This window comes from Lelliottia sp. 489, assembly GCF_050435885.1.
GTDB classification, from domain to species: domain Bacteria; phylum Pseudomonadota; class Gammaproteobacteria; order Enterobacterales; family Enterobacteriaceae; genus Enterobacter; species Enterobacter nimipressuralis.
Map to the genome: position 1 here is coordinate 386,600 of NZ_JBNDLC010000001.1, position 23,575 is coordinate 410,174.

The following is a 23,575-nucleotide window of genomic DNA, read 5'->3' on the forward strand; positions in this document are numbered from 1 at the left end:
TGCAAAGAACGGTTGCAAGAGCGGGCGTAAAAACAGCATAAAATTCTGAAAAAGTTTTATTTTAGTGAGTTTGTAGTGTCTATTTTTTATGTGAAGTGATGATTTTTATTTCTGTTAGTGTGCTATGTTTTTTATTGTAGTGTGAGTGAAGTGTATGTTGTGTCTGCAAAGGGATACTGGCAATTAACAACCCCATTATTAATCTGTGTTATCCTTTGCGGATTGGCGCTATCAGGAAGTCCTCGGCATGTATCACCTTTTCTTGGAATTCGATAATCTTGAACCCGGCGTGAAGTCTGTCGAAGATCTGAAGTATGTCATCCGTGATGATAAGCACACCGCCTTTGTGATGAGTGCGGTGGTGGCCAGATTTATCAAAGATGCGTTGATCATGAACCACACTATCATCAGTCTGAAGAACTGCCGTTTCGCCTTTGCGAACGGGGCTGAGTTCGTCGAATTTGACAGCAAAGGTCGGTCAAGGCGCTTCACCGACACACCGGACTGGTTCATTACACCTGGCGCGTTTGCGCGCTCACAGTGGCTGGTGAACCATGAGCTTCACGATCTGATGACGCCGCAGTTTATCTCTACCTTTCTGGAAATGTTCTCCGATGTGAAAAAACGTCGGGAGCACTGCAATCTGCTGTTTGATTTGCAGCTCGAAGAAAGCCCTCAACGCGGGAGAAGCGGTGCGAAAGCGGCCAGCAAAACCCGTGGCTCCACGAAACAGAAGATTTCTGATTTAAGCTCATTTGAATTATTCAGCCAGTTCTTTAACCGTCTCAAAAAAGCGGTCGAGGCCAACCAGTTTCCCACGGTGCAGGTGCTGACGGGCATCGACGACGTCGCCAAAGTGCCCGCCACGCTGAAGAGCGCCGTGCGCACCTGGTTTAAAGCGATTTCGTCCGAGCTGCCGCCCAACAGCAAAAGAGTGGGGGCCGGTAATCCCGAGCTGTTTTGCGCGCCGGTTCGCGCTCAAATCCAGCACATCGAAGCCTACGGCGTTGAGCGTTATTACAAGAAGCTGTCGAAGGCGATTGCCGAAGGCGGCGAGCGGTATATCGCTGATTTCACGTTTAAACTGTAGTGCTGAAACTGCCCATCAGAATAAAGGTTGGCGCTTTTCGCTGGTGCTGGTTAATCATCGGCACCAGCCGTCTGAAGTGTTCGCTCGCGCAATGCGCATCCAGCGCGGCGCGATCCGGCCACTCTTCGATAAAAACAAAATGCCCGGCATCTTTCTCGTCCACATATAAATCGTAGGCAATGCACAGCGGCTCCCGTTTGGTGGCCTCCACCAGCGCGCGGTAGAGCGGGAGTACGGTCTCAATGGCTTCCGGTTTAATAAAATCTTCCGCGATGACTTTCAGCATGATCTCTCCTTTTTAAATTCCGTGTGACTTCAACGGCTTCATTTTCGCGGGCCAGAATCGACTTGATCTGATCGCTAAATGCATAATACTGTATTTATATACAGTTATTATCAGGTTGGCTATCATGAATCCTGTTTTTTCATGTGAACATAAAGAAATCATCGAATTACCGCTTTTTCTGGAGCGCGTCCCGTGCGGGTTTCCCAGTCCGGCGCAGGATTATGTCGAAGATCGTCTCGATCTGAACAAACTGCTCATCGCACATCCCAGTGCGACCTATTTCGTGAAAGTGAGCGGGGATTCCATGATCGGCGCAGGGATTGGCGACGGGGATCTGCTGGTGATCGACCGATCGTTAACGGCGGAACATGGCGATATTGTGGTGGCGGCGATTGCGGGGGAGTTCACCGTGAAAGAGTTGCGCACCCGCCCGTACCTCCATCTGCTGCCGCACAACAAGCACTACTCTCCCATCGTTTTCCAGTCAGAGGACGAGCTGCAGCTCTTTGGCGTGGTAACGCACACCGTGAAATCGCACAAACATGTTCGCGCTCGTTGACGTCAACAGCTTCTACACCTCCTGTGAGACGGTGTTTCGCCCCGATCTGCAGGGCAAACCGGTGGTGGTGGTGTCCAACAACGACGGATGCATAATTTCCCGCTCGGCAGAAGCCAAAAAGCTTGGTATCAAGATGGGTGCGCCTTACTTCAAGATCAAAGATGAACTGCGACGGCAAAAAGTGGCGGTGTTTAGCTCCAACTACGCCCTGTATGCGGACCTGAGCCATCGCGTGATGACGATCCTGGCGGAGATGGCGCCTGCGATTGAAGTCTACTCCATCGATGAGGCCTTTATTAATGTCTCCGGCGTGGCGAATTGCATCGCGCTTGAGACGTTTGGCCGTCAGATCCGCGAGCAGATCCTGAAAAATACCGGGCTGACCGTCGGCGTCGGTATCGCGCCGACCAAAACCCTCGCCAAGCTGGCCAACTTTGCGGCTAAAACCTGGCGTAAGACCGATGGCGTGGTGGATCTTTCCGATCCGGATCGTCAGCAAAAGCTGCTCGCGCTGGTGCCGGTGGGTGAAGTGTGGGGCGTGGGGCGGCGAATCGGCAAAAAACTCAATCAGATGGGCATCGAAAACGCGCTGCAGCTGGCGGAGTGCTCAACCTGGGTGATCCGTAAACATTTCAATGTGGTACTGGAGCGCACGGTGCGTGAGTTGCGCGGCGAGCCTTGTCTGGAGATCGATGAATTTGCGCCAGCGAAACAGCAGATCATCTGTAGCCGCTCCTTTGGGCACCGTATTACGGAGTACCGCGAGATGCAGCAGGCGGTGTGCGCTTACGCTGAACGTGCCGCCGAGAAGCTGCGGGCAGAAAAGCAGTTCTGCTGCGTGATCAGCGTGTTTATGCGCACCAGCCCGCACGCGGAAAATGAAGTGTTTTATGGCCCTCAGGCCAGCGGTCGTCTGGCGATCCCGTCGAACGACACGCGCGATATCATCCGCGTCGCCAGCCATGCGCTGGAGCGGATCTGGCAGGACGGTTTTCGCTATATGAAAGCGGGGGTGATGCTGAGCGATTTTTTCAGCCAGGGGGTCGCGCAGCTGAATTTGTTTGATGAATATCAGCCGCGAAACAACAGCCAGGCGCTGATGCAGACTATCGATCGGCTCAATCTCTCCGGGCGTGGAACGGTCTGGTTTGCCGGTCAGGGCAGCCAGAAAAGCTGGGCGATGAAACGCGAAATGCTGTCGCCGGGGTATACGACACGCTACGCCGATTTGCCTGTGGCAAAATAGTCGTTTTCCCTCGTCGCGCGAGACAGTAAGCTCGTGCGGTTTAACTCTGCTCGGGGCCGCTGATGAACAACGTTGCGCTAATGTATCGCCGTTTTGGTGAGCCAGAATCGGTGCTGCAACTGGAAACCTCCCGCTGCGGGCCGCTGGCTCCCGGCCAGCTGCGGGTGCAGATGCTGTTCTCGCCGGTCAACGCCTCGGATCTGATCCCCATCACCGGGGCTTATCGCCATCGCACGCCGCTGCCTGCGATTGCAGGTTACGAGGGGGTTGGGGTGGTGATTGACGGGCCGCCCGACTGGACCGGTAAACGGGTGCTGCCGCTGCGCGGACAGGGAACCTGGCAGCAGGTGGTGGATTGCCCGGCGGATCTGGCGGTTCCTGTGCCCGACTTTATCGATTCCGTGCTTGCCGCGCGCGCGTACATCAACCCGCTGGCCGCGCAGCTGATGTTGAAACACTCTCCGCCACGAGGAAAACGCGTGCTGCTGACGGCCGCCGGATCGGACTGTGCGCTCCTGCTGGGACAGTGGGCGCTTCAGGCGGGGGCCGAATCCGTGTACGGCATTCATCGTTCAGCGGTTCACGCCGACCGGCTGGCAGCGCGGGGGATCACGCCAATATCACACCATGACACGGCGGCGATCCACGCCATCGCCAAAGACGCGGATATTGTCTTCGACGCTACGGGTGGCGAGGTGGCCGAGCAGATCCTGAATACGCTGCCTGCGGCAGGCGTGTTTGTCAGCTACGGTCTGCTGTCCGGGAAGCTGTTCCGGCAACAGCCGCAGGTGCGCTGGTTTCATATCCGTAATTACCTGGCGGGAATGAGCGTGGCCGAGTGGCAGGGGGAGTTTCGTGAAATCTGGCCGAAACTGCAGGCCAGCCACGGCGGCGACGCCACGCTGTTTTCCCTTACAGCGTGGCGTCCGGCGCTGGCGTATTACCGCGAGGCGGGCAGGATCGCGAAGCCGGTGTTTGCGATCAGCGATGGCTGACGTCGCTCAGCAAAACGGCAATACTCTGGCCGCCCACCGTCTGCTCGAGGGCAATCTTCACGATAATGGTCAGCGGCACGGAGAGCAGCATCCCGACCGGGCCGAGCAGCCAGCCCCAGAAGATCAACGATAAAAAGACCACCAGCGTGGACAGCCCCAGCCCACGCCCCATCATGCGCGGTTCGAGAATATTGCCGAACACCAGATTTATCACCAGGTATCCCGCCAGCACGATCAGGGCATCGTACAGTCCGCTAAACACCAGCACCTGAGCGATAGGGGGGATAGCAGCCAGCACCGAGCCAATATTGGGAATATAGTTGAGTGCAAAGGCCAGCAGTCCCCAGACAAACGCGAAGCGCACGTCCAGCGCGGCAAGCATGGCCCACGCTACCAGACCCGTCACAATACTGATGGCCGTTTTCAGCACCAAGTAGCGAGAAACACTGTCCAGCGCCCGCTGAATCGCCTCCATCCCCTCAACCGGGCGGGACATCATCTGCTGCAACTTCACGGGCAGCTGCGGCACTTCAATCAGCATAAACACCACCGTCAGCAGCAGCAGGAAAATCGAGGTCATCGCGCTCGAAAGCTGTGACAGCAGCGCCGTCACCAGTGTCATGGCGGCATTGGGGTCGATGTACTTCAGCAACTCTTCTACGGAGACTTCAATCCCGGCGCGCTGCAGCCAGGGTTCGAGATGCTGTAACGGCACGACCAGCGAGGAGCGGTACTGCGGCAAGGTGCGCGCCAGCTCGTTCAGGGAGGTGCCCAGATACGCCACCAGCAGCACCATGGCCAGAATAATCACCGTGATAAGCAACGTAATCGCCAGCACCCGCGGGACGCGCAGGCGCACCATACGTTGCACCAGCGGGTTGAGGATCACGGCGATAAACAGCGCCAGAATAAAGGGCACAATGATGTCGGCGGCAAAACGTACCCCCGCAAGAATGATCACCAGCATGCCGAGCATGATGACAATTTTCAGTCCGTTCAGTGTAATGATGGGCTTAGCCATGTGAGTTCCCGCGTGACGCTTTTTATTTATAATAATGATAATAACGGCAACGCGCATTTTATATGCGAACGAAAATAAAACGGGCAGGGTAAAGAATTGAAAATGTTTTGAGTAAATCCTTAGCTTATGGTACAAATCAGGCGTGTTTAACTACCGAGGACAATTTTCATCCGCAATGACGAGAAGCAATACCGCGGATAATTGTAATATTATGGACAATCTGTTCAGGACGTACTTTTCAAATAACACCGCTGTATTTTCCACCTCCCTCTGCCTGCTGTCCGGTGAGCAACACTGGCGCAACGCGCTATAGTCCCGTCTTCTGCCTGAGCTGACGCCATGCGTCTGGCTATCTGATTTATTTCATATTTTTGGGTTTGTCGTTTTCGACAAGCTGCAGTGATTTATATTCTCATGCAGGAGAAGTACCATGTTTTACTGGATATTGTTAGCCCTGGCCATTATCGCTGAAATTACCGGAACCTTGTCGATGAAATGGGCAAGCGTCAGCGATGGCAACACCGGATTTATTTTAATGCTGGTGATGATTTCCCTTTCGTATATTTTTCTGTCGTTCGCGGTTAAAAAGATCGCCCTCGGCGTGGCGTATGCGTTGTGGGAGGGGATCGGTATTCTGTTAATCACGCTGTTCAGCGTGATGTTATTTGATGAAGCCCTGTCAACGATGAAAATTGCCGGTCTGACCACCGTGGTCGCGGGCATTGTGCTGATCAAATCGGGCACCCGCAAAGGCAAAAAACAGCCACAGGAGCCAACTCATGCAACAGTTTGAGTGGGTACATGGGGCGTGGCTGGCACTGGCGATTGTGCTGGAAATTGCCGCCAACGTATTCCTGAAATTTTCTGATGGCTTCCGCCGTAAAGTCTACGGCCTGATGTCAATCGCCGCAGTGCTGGGGGCGTTCAGCGCGCTGTCCCAGGCGGTGAAAGGGATCGATCTTTCCGTGGCCTATGCCCTGTGGGGCGGTTTCGGTATCGCCGCAACGCTGGCGGCGGGCTGGATTTTGTTCGGCCAACGTCTGAACCGTAAAGGCTGGATTGGCCTGGTCCTGCTGCTCGCCGGCATGATCATGATAAAACTGGCCTGATGTGATCGCTGCCTGTATTTACGGGCAGCGAAATTCGCTACCTGTATTACTCTTAGAAAGAAGTGCTTTTGAGAGGGCGGCGAATGTATAACCCATTAAGCTGGCGCAATATTCCCACCGCGAAAACCCTGTTTGTCATGATTTTTATGGCCGGGATCGGCCTGATCGTTTCCATCATTGCGCTGCTCTACCTTTCCCTGCACCTCATCAGCAGTAAAACCAACGAAATAGATGAACACCGTTCGGCGCTCTCCGTACAAGGGGCGATTCAGACGTCGGCCAACCGCGTCTGGTCGCTGGTGATTGATAATGCCGTCTGGGATGATGCCGTTCGTGAGGTATATCCCCCGGTGCTGAACACCGAGTGGCTGTACAATACCTGGGGAGCAGGCTTTAAAATTAATAATTTGTACGACGGCACCTTCGTGCTGGACGAGCATTTCAACGTGCTGTGGGGGTCGTTTCAGAGCAAAGCCTTCCACGAGAAAAACCTCGATTTTTTTGGCAATGGCCTGAAGGCGCTGATTCGCGATAACGCCGACGCGCTGCGCGCTGAGAAAAATATCTACGCCGGGATCACCCGCACGCGCCAGGGGGTAGCGTTTGTCGGCATTGGACTAATCCGCCCGATGATTGGCCGCCTGCAGGTGCACAACGATGTGCGCCGTTACCTGGTGATCACCCGCCACCTGAATCCGCAAATTCTGAGCGATCTGGGCAATACCTTTCAGATTGAAGATCTCAATTTCACCGTCAATCACACCAGCATCGCCAGCGTTCCGCTGAAAAGCTCGGCGGGCGAGCTGCTGGGCTATCTCAACTGGCAGCCGCGACTGCCCGGTGCGCAGGCGGCCAGCGCCGCGTCGAACGACATCACGCAAATTGTGATCCTGGCGGCGGGGCTGATCCTGCTGTTTATTCTGCTGAGCAGCGTCGGGCTGTACAAACTGGCGCGCGGAGAAAATCAGGCCCGGCGGGTGGCGCGGACGGACTGGCTGAGCCATCTGCCCAATCGCCGCGCCCTGATTGAGGAGCTGGAACGGGTGAGTTTGCGCGGCGATATTGATGTCAAAAGCGTGGTCTTTATCGATCTTGATGGTTTTAAAGATGTGAATGATATTTACGGTCACGACGTGGGCGACGACCTGATCATCATGATGGCCGGCGCCCTGCGTGAACGGGTGCCGGAAGGGGGCATGCTGGCCCGCATGGGAGGCGATGAATTTGCGATGTTGATTGGCGGCGACCATTCACAGGCGCAGGCGGCGGCGTTTGCCGATAACGTGCTCGAATTCCTGAGTGCGCCCCTGCGCCTCGGTGAGCGCACCATTCACATCAGTGCCAGCATCGGAATTGCCAGCGGCACGCTGATCGAATGCACCAGCTCGGAGCTGTTCCGCCGGGCCGATATCGCCATGTATCACTCGAAAATTACCGGCAAGGGCCGCGTCACTCAGTATGACGCTGAACTGAACAGCGTGCGCGAGCAGCAGCTGGCGATTGAAAATGAGATCCGCAGCGGCATGGAACGCGACGAGTTCGACATCTGGTATCAGCCGATTATCGATGCGCGTAGCCAGAAAATGACCAGCGTCGAGGCGCTGCTGCGCTGGCCACGGCGTCCGGCGGGGGAATTGGGGCCGGATGTGTTTATCAGTATCGCCGAGACCAGCGGCCTGATTTATGGTTTAGGGCAGTTTGTCCTGCGCCGCGCCTGTCAGGATCTGGAGCCTTTCGGTGATTTGAAGCTGTCGGTAAATATCTCTCCGGCGCAGTTTCGCGATCCCGAATTTGAGGACAAAGTGGCGCGAATCATTGAAATGACGCGTTTCCCGGCCACGCGTCTGCAGCTGGAAGTGACGGAAACCTACGTGCTGGAAAACCCGGAGCGCGCCAGGGCCGCGATCTCGAATCTTAAAGCGCTGGGCATCGCCGTCGCGCTGGATGATTTCGGTACGGGCTACTCCAGCATCGGTTATTTACGCCGTTTTAATTTTGACACCATCAAGATCGACAAATCACTGGCCGGGCTGGTGGATAACGACGAACAGGCGGCGGCGCTGGTGAGCGGCACCGTGCGGATTGCCAGTGCACTGGGGATGGCGGTGGTGGCCGAAGGCGTGGAAAACGAAAAGCAGATGAAACTGCTGCGCCTCGCGGGCTGCGACCAGTTGCAAGGGTTCTGGTTCAGCCAGCCGATGCCCATCGAGGCGATTATGGAATTACGTGAAATCAAATATGGCTGAGCTATTCCTGCGCCAGCGCTTCCAGTTTTTCCCGAAAACCGGTCACGGATAACGCCCGGTTATCGGCGCGCCAGCGGTCTTTGGCGGCAGGCGCTGAACTTTGTACGCCAATCAACTGCCAGCCGCCGTCGGTTTTCAGCATCAGCGGAGAGCCGCTATCGCCCGGCAGCGTATCGCACTGGTGGGATAAGACGCTGTTTTGCGCCCAGCCGGTGACGATGCAGTCCGTGTGGGTGTAGAGCGAATCCAGGTGATCGACCGGATAACCCGACTGCGTGACTTTACGGTCGGCGGCTTTTAAGGCTGCCGTCAGCGCCGCTTTGTCGCCATCAAACAGCGGTAGAGGAGTGATCCCCGAGGGCGGATAGCGCAGAACAATCAGACCAAAATCCCACTCGGCTGCCGCCGGCGGCACAATCCAGCCGTCGCCGTCTGGCTTTAAGCGTTTGCCTAACGACGGATCGACACGACCTTCGATGCCGTGGATCTCATAGCGCCAGAGACCTTTTTGGGAGATAAAACGCAGCGCAACGGCTTTGTCCGGCTTGCCTTTCGGTGGGATCAGTAAACAGTGCCCGGCGGTCAGGGCCAGATGAGGTGAGATCAGGGTTGCGGTACACAGGTTGCCGCTGGCGGTTTCCAGCTGCCCGATGGCATCCCAGGGCGCCCCGGTCGGATCGGTGACACGCGTGCGGTCATCATGACCAAAGAACAGCGTTTTGATCTCTTTGGCAGCCATGGCGCTATCATCGCCATCGTCTGCATGTGCCAGGCCTGAAAAGAGACAGAACGTTCCCAGTAACAACACAACAGTTTTCCGCATATCACACTCTGGTGGGGTAATTATGATTATAAAAAGTTGAACCCTATGAAAATACTATAGACGGGACGGCGTTAAAGTGGGAGTAAAATCAGCGTGCTACAATCAGGAAAGATAAAACATGCTGGCGATAATCGCGCATAAAATAAGCGTGATAAGAATGAACTCAAACCGATAGCGCCGCAGCATACGCCCTCCGGATAAAAAAACGGCGCCGATAAATACAGCTCAGCGCCGGTTTAGCAACGTGCCCGCGAGGGGCACGGTTTAGCGAGTGCGATTACGCAGCAGGCTGTGCAGCTGGTTTAGCCGCTTCGTGTTTTACTGCTTTTTTGTGATGCTTTTGAGCAGCCTGAGCTTTCTGCTCTACAGCAGGTTTAGCAGCGGCTTTCTTGTGGTGTTTTTTAGCCGCCTGGGCTTTCTGCTCAGTTGGCGCAGCCGTAGTGGTGGTGGCAGCTGGTTTGGTTGCTGCTTTTTTGTGGTGCTTTTTAGCGGCCTGAGCTTTCTGCTCTACAGCGGCTTTCTTGTGTTTTTTGTGGTGTACAGTTTTTGCTGGCGCCGCTTTCGTGGTCGCAGCAGCAGCCGGAGCTGGGGTAGCAGACGTTGCAGCATCAGCAGCAAACGCAGCAGAAGACAGACCCATAGCAGCGGCAACAACCAGAGCTAATACTTTTTTCATTCTCATACCCTCGAATTTGGTTTCTCATTTAACCCCACTGCGGGGCCGTTGAAATAACTATATCCTTATGAATTCGAGGCTTCCGTGAGTCATTGGTATCGGCGTGTAACGGAATGTACAGCGCCGGGTACACGCCCCGGCGCGGGGGATTACAGGTAGCGGGAGGTGAGGTGGTCGCGGAAGTAGCGGCTGTTAAGATCTTCCCCCGTGGCCTGGGTAATCAGCTGCGAAGTGGTGAAGCGGCTGCCGTGCTGCCAGATGTTCTGGTTCAGCCAGTCAAACAGCGCCGAGAAATCACCCTCCGCAACAGAAGACTCCAGCCCCGGCAGCGCCGTTTTCGCCGCGCTGAACAGCTGTGCGGCATACATCGCCCCCAGCGTATATGACGGGAAGTAGCCAAAGCCGCCGTCGGTCCAGTGGATATCCTGCATACAGCCGTTGCGGTAGTTATCTTTTGTCGACAACCCAAGCCACGCCTGCATTTTCTCGTCCCACAGGGCCGGGATGTCGTCCACTTCGATTTCACCGTTGATCAGCGCGCGTTCAATTTCGTAACGCAATACCACGTGCGCCGGATAGCTCACTTCATCCGCATCAACACGGATATAGCCCGGTTTCACGCGCTGGTTCCAGGCGATGAAGTTCTCTTCACTAAACGCCGCCTGACTGCCAAAGCGGGCATGTACCGCCGGGAGCAGATGTTTCAGGAATGCATTGCTGCGGCCTAGCTGCATCTCAAAGAACAGACTTTGCGATTCATGGATGGCGGTGGAGCGCGCCAGAGCGACGGGCTGGCCGAGCCAGTTGCGCGGCAGATTTTGCTCATAGCGCGCATGGCCGGTTTCGTGCACCACGCCAAACAGAGCGCTCAGCAGCTCGTCTTCATCGTAACGCGTGGTGATGCGCACATCTTCCGGCACGCCGCCGCAGAACGGATGGGCGCTGACGTCGAGACGCCCGGCGTTAAAATCAAAGCCCAGCATTTTCATCGCTTCCAGCCCCAGCTCACGTTGAACGGCGGTCGGGAAAGGGCCTTGTGGCGGAACGAATGATTTTTGTGACTGCTTCTCTACCACTTGTGACAGCAGATCGGGCAGCCAGGATTTCAGATCGCCAAACAGCACGTCGAGGCGGGCGCTGGTCATGTCTGGCTCGAAGATATCAAGCAGGGCGTCGTAAGGGGTGCAGCCCTTGGCTTCGGCACGCAGACGCGCCTCTTCACGGCTGAACTTCACCACCTCTTTCAGGTTGGCTGAAAAACCCTGCCAGTCGTTAGCCGGACGCTGGGTGCGCCAGGCGTGTTCACATTTGCTCCCGGCCAGTGACTTGGCTTCCACCAGCGATTCCGGCAGCAGGGAGGCCTGCTGGAAATGGCGCGTCATCTCGCGCAGGTTGGCGCGTTCAACGTCATTAAGATCTTCACTTTCGGCAGCGGCCAGCCAGTCGCCCACTTTTTTATCCGTCAGGATTTGATGCTGTAACACGCTCATTTCCGCCAGTGCTTCCCCACGCGCCTGGCTCCCGCCCGGCGGCATCATGGCGAACATGTCCCAGCTGGCGATGGAGGAGAGATGGGAGAAACGGGAGAGACGCTGGAACGTGCGGGTGAGTTGTTGGTAGTTGTTGTTATTCATGAGGTCCTCGTGTCGGAATCGGGCGATGGTTCTGGCAATGTAACAGATATGCGCGTTTCTGACACGACGGTGAGTTAATCAACAGTGAATATTCATCTCATGGCGTATTCATGAATTTCAGCGCTGAATTGTGGAATATATATCCTGACGGGGGCGGGGCTTTTCGTGACCTGTAATATGACTAAAACTCACCGCAATTTTCAGACTCAGTGCGGCGTAATAAAAAAAGGATGAGTATAAATGCCCATCCTCTCTCTTCGTGCGAGAAATTACTGCATTGCAGGATAATCCGTATATCCTTCGGCACCACCACCATAGAACGTTGCCGGATCGGCGTTGTTTAGCGGTGCCCCTGTTTTAATACGGCGGGTAAAGTCTGGATTAGCCAAAATCATTTGACCATAGGATTCCAGTTCAGCAAATCCGGACTCGACATCATCGCCGATGGCTTCTCTGCTTTTGCCCGGGCGATTCAGTATCAGCGACTGCGACCACAATGTCCGCAGCTCGCTAAGCAATTCCTCATTGCCCATATGCATAATATGCAGGTAGCTCAGTCCGAGTTTATTGAGCTCAGCCACCAGATAACGATAAAGCGTCGGGCCTTCTTCACCTTCATCAATACCCCAGATCTTGCTGCCCGGCGACAGACGGATTGCCGTTTTATCTGCACCAATCTCATCTGCGATGGCTGCAGCCACCTCCAGCGCAAATCGGGCTCGGTTCTCAATGGAACCGCCATATTCATCTGTGCGCTGGTTAGCGCTCGGTGCCAAAAATTGATGTATCAAATAGGCATTAGCACCGTGGATTTCCACGCCGTCTGCGCCAGCTTCAATCGCGCGTCTGGCTGCGTAACGAAAATCAGTCACGGTGCTGGCGATTTCTGCCGTTGTCAGTTCTCGTGGCACCGGAATATCCTGCATCCCGGTTGCTGTAAACATCTGTACACCGGGAGCAATGGCGGACGGCGCAACGCCCTGACGATGGTGCGGGGTGTTGTCAGGATGATTCATGCGCCCGACATGCATAAGCTGAATGAACATATGTCCACCCTGACGGTGAACGGCTGAAGTGATAGTTTTCCAGCCGGCCACGTGAGCGTCGGTGTAAATACCCGGCGTCATCAAATATCCCTGTCCGTCATCGCTGGGCTGTGTCCCTTCTGCAATGATAAGACCCACACCGGCGCGCTGTGCGTAATATTCAACCGCAAGAGCACCCGGCGTGCCATCATATTCAGCACGGCTGCGAGTCATGGGGGCCATAGCCAGGCGGTTGTTAAGGGTTAATTTCCCGAGTGTGAATGGGGTAAATATTTTATTCATTTTTCTTTTCCTGTAGGCTGAAAAATAAAGGCGGTAAATTCCCTGAGATAATAAAAAGAAATTAATTCAGCAGCCCGGCATGCTGAGGGGAAACGTAAAGGTAATAACGCTCAACGGATAAAGGGTGAACATCAAAAAAATATAAGAGTATCACGGCGCTTTCTGTGGGGATGATATACGCTGACGTATATTTCCACTGTTCATTCCACCACAGAAAGATTTTGCTGCCGGGTCAGTGGCCAAAAGCTCAGTGTTTACTGGAAAGATTCCATTAATACCTGAACCAGTTTTTCACCCTGCGGTGTCGCCCAGCTTCCTGCCAGCTCAGCAATCAGCTGGTTCGTTGTGGTAAGCGTGATGCCATTCTTATCCATACGGCGCAGGGCGATGTCGTCGGCCATTTTGGTTGGAGAAGCACCGGCGTCTGCAACAACCTGTACGTCAAATCCGGCTGCAACCAGCGACAGAGCAGGGTATACCGTACAGACGTCGTTAGTTACGCCCGCAATAATCAGTTTTTTTCTGCCGGTTGCGTGAACGGCGGCGGCAAAGTTCTCATCGTCCATGGCATTCACAATGCCCATGCGTTTGATTCGTGCTTCAAATTCTTCTGGCAGAATGGATTTCAGTTCTTCAAGCAGCGGCCCCTGCGCATATTCTTCCATGCTGGAGGTAAGCACCACCGGCATATCCAGAATGGCGGCAGATTTAGCCAGCATCAGTGCATTGCGTTTAAGTTCGTCAAACGCCATCGATTTAGCCCAGCCCATCGTACCGACCTGATGGTCAATCAACAGCATGGCGGCATTGTCAGCGGTGAATTTTTCAAAGCTCATATAGGTAATCCTCTTTTGTGGTTAACTGATTGAGATAGCTAGTATTTATCAGAGTTTGTGCAGGTATCTCCTGCGAATGACTAAAGTATAGTTCTGTTAATTTTTGGGATAAATAGCTAAAATAAGAATTGAATATTCCATCAATGGCACAATGAATATGGAACTTCTTAACCACATGTCCTACTTTGTCGAGGTCGTCAAAGCGCGCAGTTTTCGTGGCGCAGCTCAGGCTCTCGGCATGCCGAACTCCACCCTGTCCCGCAAAATAAATGAGCTTGAAAAGTTTATCGGCCTCAGGCTGTTACACCGGACGACGCGCAAGATTGAGCTGACTGAAGCGGGGCAGATCTATTACGAACGAAGCCGGCGCATTATTGATGAAGCGCGTCTGGCACATGAGCAGCTCGGTTCTCTCCTGGCTCAGCCACAGGGCATGTTGCGGGTCTCTTTGCCGGCCGATTTTGCGGTAGTTATTCTCGCACCGCTCATCAAAGCGTTTTCGGACTGCCATCCGGGGATAAGCTTCGATTTTGATTTAACACCGAGAAATGTCGATTTAGTTTCGGAACCCTATGATCTGGCTATTCGCATGGGAAGTTTGCCTGATTCCGGTCTTATTGCGCGAAAGCTCGGCTCGCTCCCTCGAAGCCTCTATGCCTCCCCGGCGTATTTACGTCGCAACGGCACGCCCGACAATCCTGATGAACTGACACATCATGAATGTATTGCTATGCGCCAGGATAAGCCCGGCCACTGGTTATTACAGCGTAAAGAAGACGAAATCAGCATCACGCCGACCGGGCGTTTTCAGATGAACAGCATTGGTATGATGCGTCGTTTTGCCGAGATGGGCGCTGGCATTGCAATCCTGCCGGACAAAATTGTCGAGGAAGAGGTTATCGATAATAAACTGACTCGGGTTTTGCCTGACTGGCAAGCAGAAGAGGTCACCATTTATGCGCTGACTGAGACGCGTCTGTTACCTGCAAAAACTCAGGTATTCATTGAATTTCTGCGCGAGAAATTAAGCGAAAAAACGGACTGAAAGAGAACAGTCTACTTTTTTGCTTAATCTGAACCGAATGGCACAAACGGGAAGACGTCTCGCTGTACTAACCTGCACTATCTCCGTCAACGTTTCATGGAACGCCAATACAGGAGCAGGTTGAATGTTGCGAGGTAAAAGAGCGGTTGTCACCGGAGGTGGCAGTGGATTTGGTCAGGCATTGGTTGTCTGGCTGGCTCGCGAAGGGGTTGACGTGGAATTTTGCGCGCGGCGGCCAGAAGATATTCAGACAACCTGCGGTATCGTCTCAGCAGAAGGCGGGAAGGCAAGGGGCTATGTCTGTGATTTAACCCATGTGGCATCCATAGAAGAGTTCGCAGAGCTAATAACAAATTCAGATGCACCGGTCGATATCCTTATTCTCAACGCCGCACAATGGTTGTCCGGGGAATTAGAGGATCAACCCGCATCAGAATGCATTACTACCATTAGCTCTGGTCTTACAGGCTCGATTTTACTCACTCAGGCTTTACTTCCCTGCTTAAGACGTTCCAGCTCGGCAGATATTATTTCCATCATCTCTGCATGTGGTATTCCTGGCTTTACAGATTCAATTGCACATCCGGCATTTTTTGCGAGTAAGCATGGTCTGAGTGGGTTTACGCAGACGCTGTCACACCAGCTTGCGAAGGAGAATATTCGCGTCACCGGTCTGTATCCACCCGATTTTGAAATGACCGATTTAAATGAACTGCCGAATGGCACGGTTAAAATGGGTGAGGCGTTGTTGAACGGGCGTTCAATCTGGGAAGCGGTACGTTTTGTATTGTTACAACCCCGAAGCTGCCATGTGAGTACCCTCTATTTTCAGGGACCTACGCGGGAGAATGTAGTACGCCGAAACGGATAATCCCAGGTTGTCATCTGTCTCTGCTTTTCATTTATAACTTCATGCATTTTACTTTTCGCAGACCTGGCTGCGGGTGCCAGGCGCGGATATCAGCGTCATTTTGCAGCAGTAAACACAGCTGAACCTTCAAGTATTTCAATGATCAATTCGGCTGGAAAGATGATTTCAGTGGTCTGTCTGAGCTCTTCGATTGTCCACCAGTAGTGCTCGCGAATGACGTTCTTTTCATTGCTGCTCCATCCTGAGCGGTCGATATCTGATTGATCTGCATGAATAATAAAAAAACGCTCTTCGGCGAGAACAGTCTCGCCACTCGGCAGCATCATTTCGAAGGTTCTGGAGGCTTTCTGCGGACCTGCTGAGTCTCTTGTCAGGCCCGTCTCTTCACGTAATTCGCGCAACGCAGCCTGTTCGAAAGATTCATTGTGCTCAAGCCCTCCACCAGGCGTTGCCCAGTAGGTCTTTCCACGCAGAGCGTCATCGTTATGACAGAAGCAAAAGAGCAAAACGCGATTCTCAGGCGAAATAACGATTAACCGGGATGACGGGCGAGTGCGCACAAAGCCTCCTGAAATAACGTGTTAATCCCAACAACTCATAAAATATAGTAGCTATACATATACACTGAGTTACCAGGTAATACAGGTGGGACACTTTACAGGATAATCATTATGCACTCACATCCGTTACGTCAGATTATTGAATCTTGTGACAGAGCGATTTCCGCTAAAGACTTTGATTCTCTGATGGAGAATTACGCTGAAGATGCTGCTCTGGTGGTGAAGCCGGGATTAACCGTCACAGGTAAAGAGAATATCCGTAAAGCGTTTATCGCCATCTCTGATTATTTTCAGGATCAACTTATTGTTGAGCAGGGAGAGATGCAGGTTATCGAAGGGGGCGGCAATGCGCTCGTTATTATGGAAACCGTACTTCGCTTCCCTGATGGCAAGGGGGGAACGGTCGAAACGACACGTCGTGCGACCTATGTTTTCAGGCAGGAAGCGGGGGAGCGTTGGCTGTGTACAATCGATAATTCCTATGGCACCTCTCTGTTAGATCCTGTGACGGCCTGAAGAGAGGAGGGTAAAGTGAAGGGAACTCACCTCTCTCGCCCTGGCAGATCTGCTATGAACGCCACCCGTCTGCAAAATGCGTACAGCGCGACGAATGAGAAAACCCTCGCGCCCTGGCGGGAAAACCCCGCTATCGGGGAAATCAGGAAACAGCATTACTACGATCCTGACAAACTGGCGCTTGCAACGGGCATACAGCCGGTATTGCCCGAGCCTGTGGTATGCCTCATTCGCGAACTGGAGCAACGCACGGAGGGCGATCGACTGGCCGATGTTCTCCCTGTCAGTAGCGTCCATTTTACCTTTCTGCCCCTGACTCTGCCGCTGTATGAAGAGAATGAGCCGCTGCCGGAAAAAACAGGGCAGTTGACCGATATCTGGCGTGAATATCAGGGAAAGCACATTGTGATCCGGCATCTAAGGCTGGTGGCACTGCCCAGTCAATTGCTGCTGGCAGGTATCCCCGATGATCCCGCCATTGCCCTGCGCCAGTCATTCTGCGAGAGCGTTTTAAATTCCCAATGGAAAGATGAGCTGCTGCTGCGCCATACGGGCAGCCCTTTGCCCGCACCGTTCTGGCACAGCACGCTGATGCGATATAACGCAGCGTTTTTACCCACGCAACTGCGCGAGTTTTTTGTCCGGCATCAGGCGGTTGATTTCGGCGACGTTTCGGGAGCATTGGTATTAGCGAGAGTTAACTATAACTGGACTAAGTGCTTAATAAATAAGTTAGAATGATGTCAGTGGTTGAAAAATGTTTAACAACGAGCACTATCAGATTGCTGATATCAGGTTATCGCCCTGGTTATCTCTGGCTGCTTTAATACCAGGTGACAGGAATTTCAACGAGGATGAACGCCATGCTGCTGGAAAAGCTGAAAGCACTTGAATGCACTCTTCATGGGATCAAACGGAACGACCTTGAATGGCTTGAGCACATACTTCATCCTGAGTTCAAGGAAATTACACGCTCGGGCGTCCTGGTGACTCGTGAGGAGACGATAGCGTCTCTGATGGGTGAAGAATGTGTCCCGGCCATTCTCAGCAACGACTTTCGGCTCATCAGCATTCGCGAGGATTTCGCCATCTTGCATTACAGGACGTTTCATCCGTATGGTAGTCGCGTTTCCCTTCGTTCATCGTGCTGGGCGCGTTCTGATAATGGGCAATGGAAGTTAGTTTTTCATCAGGGAACCCCGGAGCCGAAGAATGTTTAGACGCGGAACAGTAAAGTCTACTCTGTGCTAAGAGCAGCACTCAGGATGCTTTTTCATTTACTGTCATGATGAATGTGAGTGAACTCTCACCCCGGTTCTCATAGAAATGCGGGACGTCGGTTCTGGCCGTTGCTGAACAGCCGGTATTCACCGAATACAGGTGCTCCTGTACGCCAAGCGTAAGCGTCCCCTGTTGTACATAAAACAGTTCAAGCGTTCCCTGCGGGTGACCGGGTGAAGCAAATTTTTCCCCCGGCTGCATTTCCCACATCCACAGCTCTGTCATATCAGGGCCGCCGGATCCTGCGAGCAGCCGTGCTCTTCCTCCTTTTTCACCATTCCAAAGCTCAGGGATCTCATCTTCAGCGATGAGATGCACGGTCGGTTTGGAACTGACATCAACAAAATCCGCTACTGAAACGCCCATCGCAGCAGCCAGGCGGCATAGCAGGGCGATGCTGGGATTTGCCCTGCACCCCTCAATCTCAACCAGAGCGCCCTTGCTGACGCCCGCCCGGCCGGACAGCTCATCGAGTGATATTTTCTTTTGCTTACGGTACAGCTTAATCCGCTGCGATACGGCTTCGTTAACGGTATTCACAATCGCATTTGCATCGGTCATTAAATTGACTTTTTTGGTCATTGGTCATTATCATGGAATAAATTGGTCATTACAGGATTATCACGTGTTCATTGTCTCTCCGTCAATTGCCCCAGAGGTTTATGGTATCGCCCCCGGTTTCCGGGCTCTGAGTATCTGTGTACAGGCCGCCCCGGTACGTAACCCGCGCGTTGGTGAAACCGCTCTGAAACAAGCCTGCGAAGCCGTTCTGACTGGAAATCCTGACTGGACTGAAGCACATTTGGCCGCGTGGGCAGAAGTGTTTCAGGGATTTGGTGCCAGGCCAAAACGCACGCCGTGCTCAGCTGATGCTCTGCGTAAACGCGTTCTTCGCGACGGCGCAATGCCCGCTCTTGATCCGGTCGTGGATCTCTATAACGCCGTCAGTCTGAAGTATGCCGTTCCGGTTGGGGGAGAAAATATCGCTGCCTATCAGGGGGTGCCACGGCTGGTTGTGGCAAAAGGCACAGAACCTTTTGATACCGTCAAAGAGGGTGAACCCGCAGTTGAATACCCTTCGCAGGGAGAAGTTATCTGGTGCGATGATGCCGGAGTGACCTGCCGCCGCTGGAACTGGCGACAGGGGATAAGAACCCGCCTCAGTGCGGACGCGCAACAAATGTGGTTCATTCTGGAGAGTCTGCCGCAGATGCCCCTGGAGAAGCTTCATGAAGCCGGGAAGATGCTGACAGACGGTCTTGAAGAAATGATGCCGGGTGTAAGGATTGACGTGGCTTTTATAGAAGATGCTAAACAGCCCGCTCCAGGTTTATGACATCCGTTTCGCCCTGACAGCGCGACCCCGTATAATGCCGCACAACTTACCGTAATAACGACCGTGACCGCGCCTATGAATCTCAATCGCTTCTGTTACTTGCTCCTCATCGTTTCAGCGATCGGAAGCACGTTTACCGCCCATCCCATTGTCAGCTGGCTCTTGCTCGCCAATGTGCTTACGCTGGTGATCTATGGCGTGGATAAAACGGCGGCGCGCAAGGGCTGGCGCAGAGTGCCGGAATCCACATTGCTGGTGTTTGGCCTTGTGGGAGGATGGCCCGCGCGATGGCGGGCCAACAACTCTTCCGCCATAAAACGCAAAAGCAGCCATTCAAAACCAGGTTCATCATCAGTGTGATTGTGAATATCTCAGCGCTGGTGGCGATGTACCAGCTTTCCCATTTCGCGCTAGTTTGAAGGATATCCGTCAATGCAGACGTTTATGCAGGCTCGCCCCGACCAGCAGCGCGGCGCACAGCATCAACGCAATAAATCCTCCGACACCATTCCAGCCATAGTTGTGCCAGAACACGCCGCCGAGAGTCCCGGCGATGCTGGAGCCCAGGTAGTAACTAAACAGATACAGGGATGACGCCTGGCCTTTGGCGCGACGGGCGCGCGGGCCGATCCAGCTGCTGGCGACAGAGTGCGCGGCGAAGAAACCAGCGGAGAAGAGCAGCATTCCGGCGAAAATGACCCACAGGGAAGAGAGCAGTGTCAGCAGCAGACCCGCGAGCATTACCCCTGTTGAAACCAGCATCACCGGGCCTCGACCGAAGCGTGCGGTCATCGCGCCTGCTTTCGGCGAGCTCCAGGTGCCGGTGAGATAGGCCACGGAGAGCAGGCCGACAAAGGCCTGGCTAAGATGCCATGGCGAGAGCATCAGGCGATAACCGATATAGTTAAACAGGGTGACGAACGACCCCATCAGCAGGAAGCCCATCAGGAAGAGACGCGGCAGGCCCTGATCGCGCCAGTGCAGGCGGAAGTTGATAAACAGCGTTTTTGGCCGCAGGGAAGTAGGGCGAAAATGGCGTGACGCTGGCAAGATACGCCAGAACATCAGCGCTGATGCCAGGGCAAAGCAGCCAATTACCGCAAGCGCGATGCGCCAGTTAAACAGATCCGTGAACACCCCGCTCAGCAGACGTCCGCTCATGCCGCCAATCGAGTTCCCGCTGATGTACAACCCCATCGAGAAGGCAACAAAACTCGGGTGGATCTCTTCGCTGAGATAGGTCATTCCGACCGCCGCCACGCCGCTCAGGGACAGCCCAATCAGAGCGCGCATCACCAGAATCCCGTGCCAGCTGGTCATCATTGTCGAAAGCAGGGTACACACCGACGCGAGCAGCAGCGCGGTCACCATCACCGGTTTGCGTCCGATGGCGTCGGAGAGCGGGCCGGTAAACAGCAATCCGACCGCCAGCATCCCGGTTGAGATCGACAGGGAAATACTGCTGCTGGCGGGCGAGACGCCAAACTCATGAGAGAGAACCGGCAGGATCGGCTGCACGCAGTACAGCAGGGCGAAGGTCGCGAGACCGGCGGAAAACAGCGCCAGCGTGACGCGCATAAATTGGGAAGTACCACGTTTGATAAACTGGTCCGGCGCGGGTGCTGCGGGTAAATCATCAATGTCGCTTGCCGGGGCGATATCAACGGTAGATGTACGACTCACACTCATTCCTTGCTTAAACATCCCCGTGATTTCTGGTGACGGGTATGACCACAAGATCAGAGTAGGAAATTGTAAATATTCTGTCTAATATATTAATAATCTCAAATGATACGTTAAACATATGAATATCGAGCTGCGCCATTTACGCTACTTTATCGCTGTTGCTGAAGAACTCCATTTTGGCCGGGCGGCCGCGCGGCTGAACATCTCCCAGCCGCCCCTGAGCCAGCAGATCCAAATCCTTGAGCAGCAGGTTGGCGCACGTTTGCTGGCCCGCACCAACCGCAGCGTCAGCCTGACGGAGGCGGGAAGGCAGTTTCTGGCCGACAGCCGACAAATACTGAGTCTGGTCGATGACGCTGCCGCGCGCGCCGAACGTCTGCATCTGGGCGAAACGGGCGAACTGCGCATCGGATTTACCTCGTCGGCGCCGTTTATCAGCGCGGTGTCGGATACCCTGTCGTCGTTTCGCCGCCATTATCCCGATGTGCACATCCAGACGCGCGAGATCAATACGCGGGAGCAGATTGTCCCGTTGAATGAAGGTTCGCTGGATCTGGGGCTGATGCGCAACACCCATCTGCCCGATACCCTGGCCTGGGAAGTAATCCTGCGCGAGCCGCTGCTGGCGATGATTCCTCGCGATCACCCGCTGGCCGAACTGGACTCGGTAACGCTTGCCCAGCTGGCGCAGGAACCCTTTGTCTTTTTCGACCCTCATGTCGGGACCGGGTTGTACGACGACATTCTTGGCCTGATGCGCCGCTATGGGCAGGCGCCGGTGATCACCCAGGAGGTGGGCGAGGCGATGACGATAATCGGTTTAGTCGCGGCGGGGCTGGGGGTATCGATTCTTCCGGCGTCATTTAAACGCGTGCAGCTTAGCGAAATGCGCTGGGTGGCGATTGCCGAAGAGGATGCCGTCTCTGAGATGTGGCTGGTATGGCCAAAACACCATGAACAGAGCCATGCGGCACAGCGTTTCAAAAACCAGCTGATTGCAGCCTCAAAGCGGCCAATAATGGCCTGAAAAAGGGCGAAAAATGTGCGGCAAATCACATGGCTAAGTTTAAATTTGACGATTGCCTGCGAAGTGCTTCACCATAGCCCAAAGTTTATTTCGAAGCGCGAAAATAAGGATGTAAGAGGTGGTTGCTGATAGTCAGCCAGGACATATTGATCAAATTAAGCAGACCAACGCGGGTGCGGTGTATCGCCTGATTGATCAGCTTGGCCCGGTCTCGCGTATCGATCTTTCCCGACTGGCGCAGTTGGCGCCAGCCAGTATTACCAAAATAGTGCGTGAAATGCTGGAAGCGCATCTGGTTCAGGAGACGGAAATCCAGGAGCCGGGCAGCCGTGGCCGTCCGGCGGTGGGGCTGGTGGTGGAAACCGAAGCCTGGCACTACTTGTCGATTCGCATCAGCCGCGCGGAAGTGATTCTTGCCCTGCGCGATCTGAGCAGTAAGCTGGTGGTCGAGGACCGTCTCGAACTGCCGCTCCAGTCAGAGCAAACCTTGCTTGAACGCATCATTGCCCATATCGATCAGTTTTTTATTCGCCATCAGCAAAAGCTGGAGCGGTTGACGTCCATTGCGATCACCCTGCCGGGAATTATTGATACGGAAAATGGAATCGTCCATCGCATGCCGTTTTATGACGACGTCAAAGACATGCCGCTGGGTGAAGTGCTGGAGAATCACACCGGCGTACCGGTCTACATTCAGCATGACATCAGCGCCTGGACGATGGCCGAGGCGCTGTTTGGTGCCTCTCGCGGCGCGCGTGACGTGATTCAGGTGGTGATTGATCATAACGTCGGGGCGGGCGTGATTACCGATGGCCGCCTGTTACATGCCGGGAGCAGCAGCCTGGTGGAAATTGGTCACACGCAGGTCGATCCCTACGGCAAGCGTTGCTACTGCGGCAATCACGGCTGCCTCGAAACCATCGCCAGCGTCGAAAGCGTGATGGAGCTGGCGCAGCTGCGTCTTAGCCAGTCGATGAGTTCGTCGCTGCACGGCCAGCCGCTGACCGTCGAGTCTTTGTGCGGCGCGGCGCGACAGGGCGATTTGCTGGCGAAGGACATCATTACCGGTGTGGGCAATAACGTCGGGCGTATTCTGGCGATTATGGTGAATCTCTTTAATCCGCAAAAAATCCTGATTGGCTCGCCCCTGAATCAGGCTGCCGAGATCCTGTTCCCGGCGATTTCTGACTGCATTCGTCAGCAATCCCTCCCGGCCTACAGTAAAAATATGGTGGTCGAGAGCACGCAGTTTTCCAATCAAGGCACCATGGCCGGGGCCGCGCTGGTGAAAGATGCCATGTATAACGGTTCGCTATTGATCCGCCTGCTGCAGGGATAACTCTTTTTCGCTGATCTCATAAAAATTGCGCTATCTCAATCTGGACCGACGGCGCATACCTTAGA

The 23,575-nt window shown here is 54.2% G+C and carries 26 protein-coding genes and 1 pseudogene; 17 read left to right on the forward strand and 10 right to left on the reverse strand.

Annotated features, from left to right (window positions below; all coding sequences use genetic code 11):
- Positions 1–247: 247 nt before the first annotated feature.
- Complete coding sequence (locus ABIE11_RS01985) at positions 248–1,090, forward strand: hypothetical protein (RefSeq protein ID WP_181827810.1); 843 nt, start codon at positions 248–250, stop codon at positions 1,088–1,090.
- On the opposite strand, the gene ABIE11_RS01990 is transcribed toward ABIE11_RS01985, so the two are convergent.
- Positions 1,080–1,376 carry a putative quinol monooxygenase gene (locus tag ABIE11_RS01990; protein ID WP_429183761.1) on the reverse strand — a complete coding sequence of 99 codons (297 nt, stop codon included), beginning with the start codon at positions 1,374–1,376 and terminating at the stop codon, positions 1,080–1,082. The genes ABIE11_RS01985 and ABIE11_RS01990 overlap by 11 nt on opposite strands.
- 124 nt (positions 1,377–1,500) lie before the next feature.
- Here ABIE11_RS01990 and umuD point away from each other — a divergent pair, with 124 nt between their 5' ends.
- The 3 genes from umuD (at position 1,501) to ABIE11_RS02005 (ending at position 4,176) form a co-directional block, all read left to right on the forward strand.
- Positions 1,501–1,935 carry a translesion error-prone DNA polymerase V autoproteolytic subunit gene (umuD, locus tag ABIE11_RS01995; RefSeq protein ID WP_100780333.1) on the forward strand — a complete coding sequence of 145 codons (435 nt, stop codon included), beginning with the start codon at positions 1,501–1,503 and terminating at the stop codon, positions 1,933–1,935.
- Positions 1,919–3,181 carry a translesion error-prone DNA polymerase V subunit UmuC gene (gene umuC / locus ABIE11_RS02000; RefSeq protein WP_100780332.1) on the forward strand — a complete coding sequence of 421 codons (1,263 nt, stop codon included), beginning with the start codon at positions 1,919–1,921 and terminating at the stop codon, positions 3,179–3,181. The genes umuD and umuC overlap by 17 nt, the downstream gene beginning before the upstream one ends.
- Positions 3,182–3,243: 62 nt before the next feature.
- Positions 3,244–4,176, forward strand: a complete 933-nt coding sequence (locus tag ABIE11_RS02005) for a zinc-dependent alcohol dehydrogenase family protein (RefSeq protein WP_429183764.1) — start codon at positions 3,244–3,246, stop codon at positions 4,174–4,176.
- Here ABIE11_RS02005 and ABIE11_RS02010 read toward each other — a convergent pair.
- Positions 4,163–5,197: an AI-2E family transporter gene (locus ABIE11_RS02010; protein WP_100780330.1), complete on the reverse strand. Its 1,035-nt coding sequence runs from the start codon at positions 5,195–5,197 to the stop codon at positions 4,163–4,165. The genes ABIE11_RS02005 and ABIE11_RS02010 overlap by 14 nt on opposite strands.
- A gap of 142 nt (positions 5,198–5,339) precedes the next feature.
- On the opposite strand from ABIE11_RS02010, the gene ABIE11_RS02015 reads away from it, so the two are divergent.
- From ABIE11_RS02015 to ABIE11_RS02030, 4 genes are all read left to right on the forward strand, one after another.
- Positions 5,340–5,510 (forward strand): hypothetical protein, encoded by a 171-nt coding sequence (locus tag ABIE11_RS02015; RefSeq protein WP_095281878.1) that lies wholly within the window; start codon positions 5,340–5,342, stop codon positions 5,508–5,510.
- A gap of 117 nt (positions 5,511–5,627) precedes the next feature.
- Positions 5,628–5,990: a multidrug/spermidine efflux SMR transporter subunit MdtJ gene (gene mdtJ / locus ABIE11_RS02020; protein WP_429183767.1), complete on the forward strand. Its 363-nt coding sequence runs from the start codon at positions 5,628–5,630 to the stop codon at positions 5,988–5,990.
- Positions 5,977–6,306, forward strand: coding sequence for a multidrug/spermidine efflux SMR transporter subunit MdtI (gene mdtI / locus ABIE11_RS02025; RefSeq protein WP_100780328.1), 330 nt, complete (start codon positions 5,977–5,979; stop codon positions 6,304–6,306). Before mdtJ ends, mdtI begins: the two co-directional genes overlap by 14 nt.
- An 83-nt stretch (positions 6,307–6,389) precedes the next feature.
- Positions 6,390–8,552 carry an EAL domain-containing protein gene (locus ABIE11_RS02030; protein ID WP_429183769.1) on the forward strand — a complete coding sequence of 721 codons (2,163 nt, stop codon included), beginning with the start codon at positions 6,390–6,392 and terminating at the stop codon, positions 8,550–8,552.
- Position 8,553: 1 nt separating this feature from the next.
- Here ABIE11_RS02030 and ABIE11_RS02035 read toward each other — a convergent pair whose 3' ends face one another.
- The 5 genes from ABIE11_RS02035 to ABIE11_RS02055 all read right to left on the reverse strand — a co-directional run bounded on the left by ABIE11_RS02035 (position 8,554) and on the right by ABIE11_RS02055 (position 13,849).
- Positions 8,554–9,375, reverse strand: a complete 822-nt coding sequence (locus tag ABIE11_RS02035) for a trypsin-like serine peptidase (RefSeq protein WP_100780326.1) — start codon at positions 9,373–9,375, stop codon at positions 8,554–8,556.
- Positions 9,376–9,652: 277 nt separating this feature from the next.
- Entirely contained in the window at positions 9,653–10,051 is a 399-nt protein-coding gene (gene asr / locus ABIE11_RS02040; protein ID WP_429183772.1) for an acid resistance repetitive basic protein Asr, read from the reverse strand.
- Between the two features lie 149 nt (positions 10,052–10,200).
- Entirely contained in the window at positions 10,201–11,685 is a 1,485-nt protein-coding gene (locus ABIE11_RS02045) for a carboxypeptidase M32 (RefSeq protein ID WP_100780324.1), read from the reverse strand.
- A 269-nt stretch (positions 11,686–11,954) separates the two neighbouring features.
- The gene (locus ABIE11_RS02050) at positions 11,955–13,013 is read right to left on the reverse strand and encodes an alkene reductase (RefSeq protein ID WP_429183774.1); all 1,059 of its coding nucleotides are present in this window, start codon (positions 13,011–13,013) and stop codon (positions 11,955–11,957) included.
- A gap of 254 nt (positions 13,014–13,267) precedes the next feature.
- On the reverse strand, positions 13,268–13,849 hold the full coding sequence (locus ABIE11_RS02055) for an isochorismatase family protein (protein WP_102103606.1): 582 nt from the start codon (positions 13,847–13,849) through the stop codon (positions 13,268–13,270).
- A gap of 157 nt (positions 13,850–14,006) precedes the next feature.
- On the opposite strand from ABIE11_RS02055, the gene ABIE11_RS02060 reads away from it, so the two are divergent.
- Both ABIE11_RS02060 and ABIE11_RS02065 read left to right on the forward strand, forming a co-directional pair.
- Positions 14,007–14,894 (forward strand): LysR family transcriptional regulator, encoded by an 888-nt coding sequence (locus tag ABIE11_RS02060; RefSeq protein ID WP_371975052.1) that lies wholly within the window; start codon positions 14,007–14,009, stop codon positions 14,892–14,894.
- Positions 14,895–15,018: 124 nt separating this feature from the next.
- A complete protein-coding gene (locus tag ABIE11_RS02065; RefSeq protein WP_429183777.1) occupies positions 15,019–15,765 on the forward strand; it encodes an SDR family oxidoreductase in 747 nt (248 codons plus the stop codon).
- Positions 15,766–15,860: 95 nt separating this feature from the next.
- Here the strand turns inward: ABIE11_RS02065 and ABIE11_RS02070 are convergent, their stop codons facing one another.
- Complete coding sequence (locus ABIE11_RS02070; protein WP_429183779.1) at positions 15,861–16,325, reverse strand: NUDIX hydrolase; 465 nt, start codon at positions 16,323–16,325, stop codon at positions 15,861–15,863.
- A gap of 111 nt (positions 16,326–16,436) precedes the next feature.
- On the opposite strand from ABIE11_RS02070, the gene ABIE11_RS02075 reads away from it, so the two are divergent.
- From ABIE11_RS02075 to ABIE11_RS02085, 3 genes are all read left to right on the forward strand, one after another.
- Complete coding sequence (locus tag ABIE11_RS02075) at positions 16,437–16,841, forward strand: YybH family protein (protein WP_102103632.1); 405 nt, start codon at positions 16,437–16,439, stop codon at positions 16,839–16,841.
- Between the two features lie 54 nt (positions 16,842–16,895).
- Complete coding sequence (locus ABIE11_RS02080) at positions 16,896–17,582, forward strand: hypothetical protein (RefSeq protein ID WP_429183781.1); 687 nt, start codon at positions 16,896–16,898, stop codon at positions 17,580–17,582.
- 113 nt (positions 17,583–17,695) lie between these two features.
- Entirely contained in the window at positions 17,696–18,061 is a 366-nt protein-coding gene (locus ABIE11_RS02085; RefSeq protein WP_429183783.1) for a DUF4440 domain-containing protein, read from the forward strand.
- Between the two features lie 40 nt (positions 18,062–18,101).
- Here ABIE11_RS02085 and ABIE11_RS02090 read toward each other — a convergent pair whose 3' ends face one another.
- Positions 18,102–18,704 carry a helix-turn-helix domain-containing protein gene (locus tag ABIE11_RS02090; RefSeq protein ID WP_429183785.1) on the reverse strand — a complete coding sequence of 201 codons (603 nt, stop codon included), beginning with the start codon at positions 18,702–18,704 and terminating at the stop codon, positions 18,102–18,104.
- Between the two features lie 43 nt (positions 18,705–18,747).
- On the opposite strand from ABIE11_RS02090, the gene ABIE11_RS02095 reads away from it, so the two are divergent.
- Entirely contained in the window at positions 18,748–19,458 is a 711-nt protein-coding gene (locus ABIE11_RS02095; RefSeq protein ID WP_429183787.1) for a B3/B4 domain-containing protein, read from the forward strand.
- 75 nt (positions 19,459–19,533) lie between these two features.
- Positions 19,534–19,877: pseudogene (locus ABIE11_RS02100) on the forward strand (DUF1294 domain-containing protein).
- Positions 19,878–19,887: 10 nt separating this feature from the next.
- Here ABIE11_RS02100 and ABIE11_RS02105 read toward each other — a convergent pair.
- Positions 19,888–21,141, reverse strand: coding sequence for an MFS transporter (locus ABIE11_RS02105; RefSeq protein ID WP_429183789.1), 1,254 nt, complete (start codon positions 21,139–21,141; stop codon positions 19,888–19,890).
- Between the two features lie 121 nt (positions 21,142–21,262).
- On the opposite strand from ABIE11_RS02105, the gene ABIE11_RS02110 reads away from it, so the two are divergent.
- Together ABIE11_RS02110 and mlc are read left to right on the forward strand one after the other, a co-directional pair.
- Positions 21,263–22,171: a LysR family transcriptional regulator gene (locus ABIE11_RS02110; RefSeq protein ID WP_100780287.1), complete on the forward strand. Its 909-nt coding sequence runs from the start codon at positions 21,263–21,265 to the stop codon at positions 22,169–22,171.
- A gap of 118 nt (positions 22,172–22,289) precedes the next feature.
- Positions 22,290–23,510 carry a sugar metabolism global transcriptional regulator Mlc gene (mlc, locus tag ABIE11_RS02115; protein WP_100780286.1) on the forward strand — a complete coding sequence of 407 codons (1,221 nt, stop codon included), beginning with the start codon at positions 22,290–22,292 and terminating at the stop codon, positions 23,508–23,510.
- Positions 23,511–23,575 lie beyond the last annotated feature (65 nt).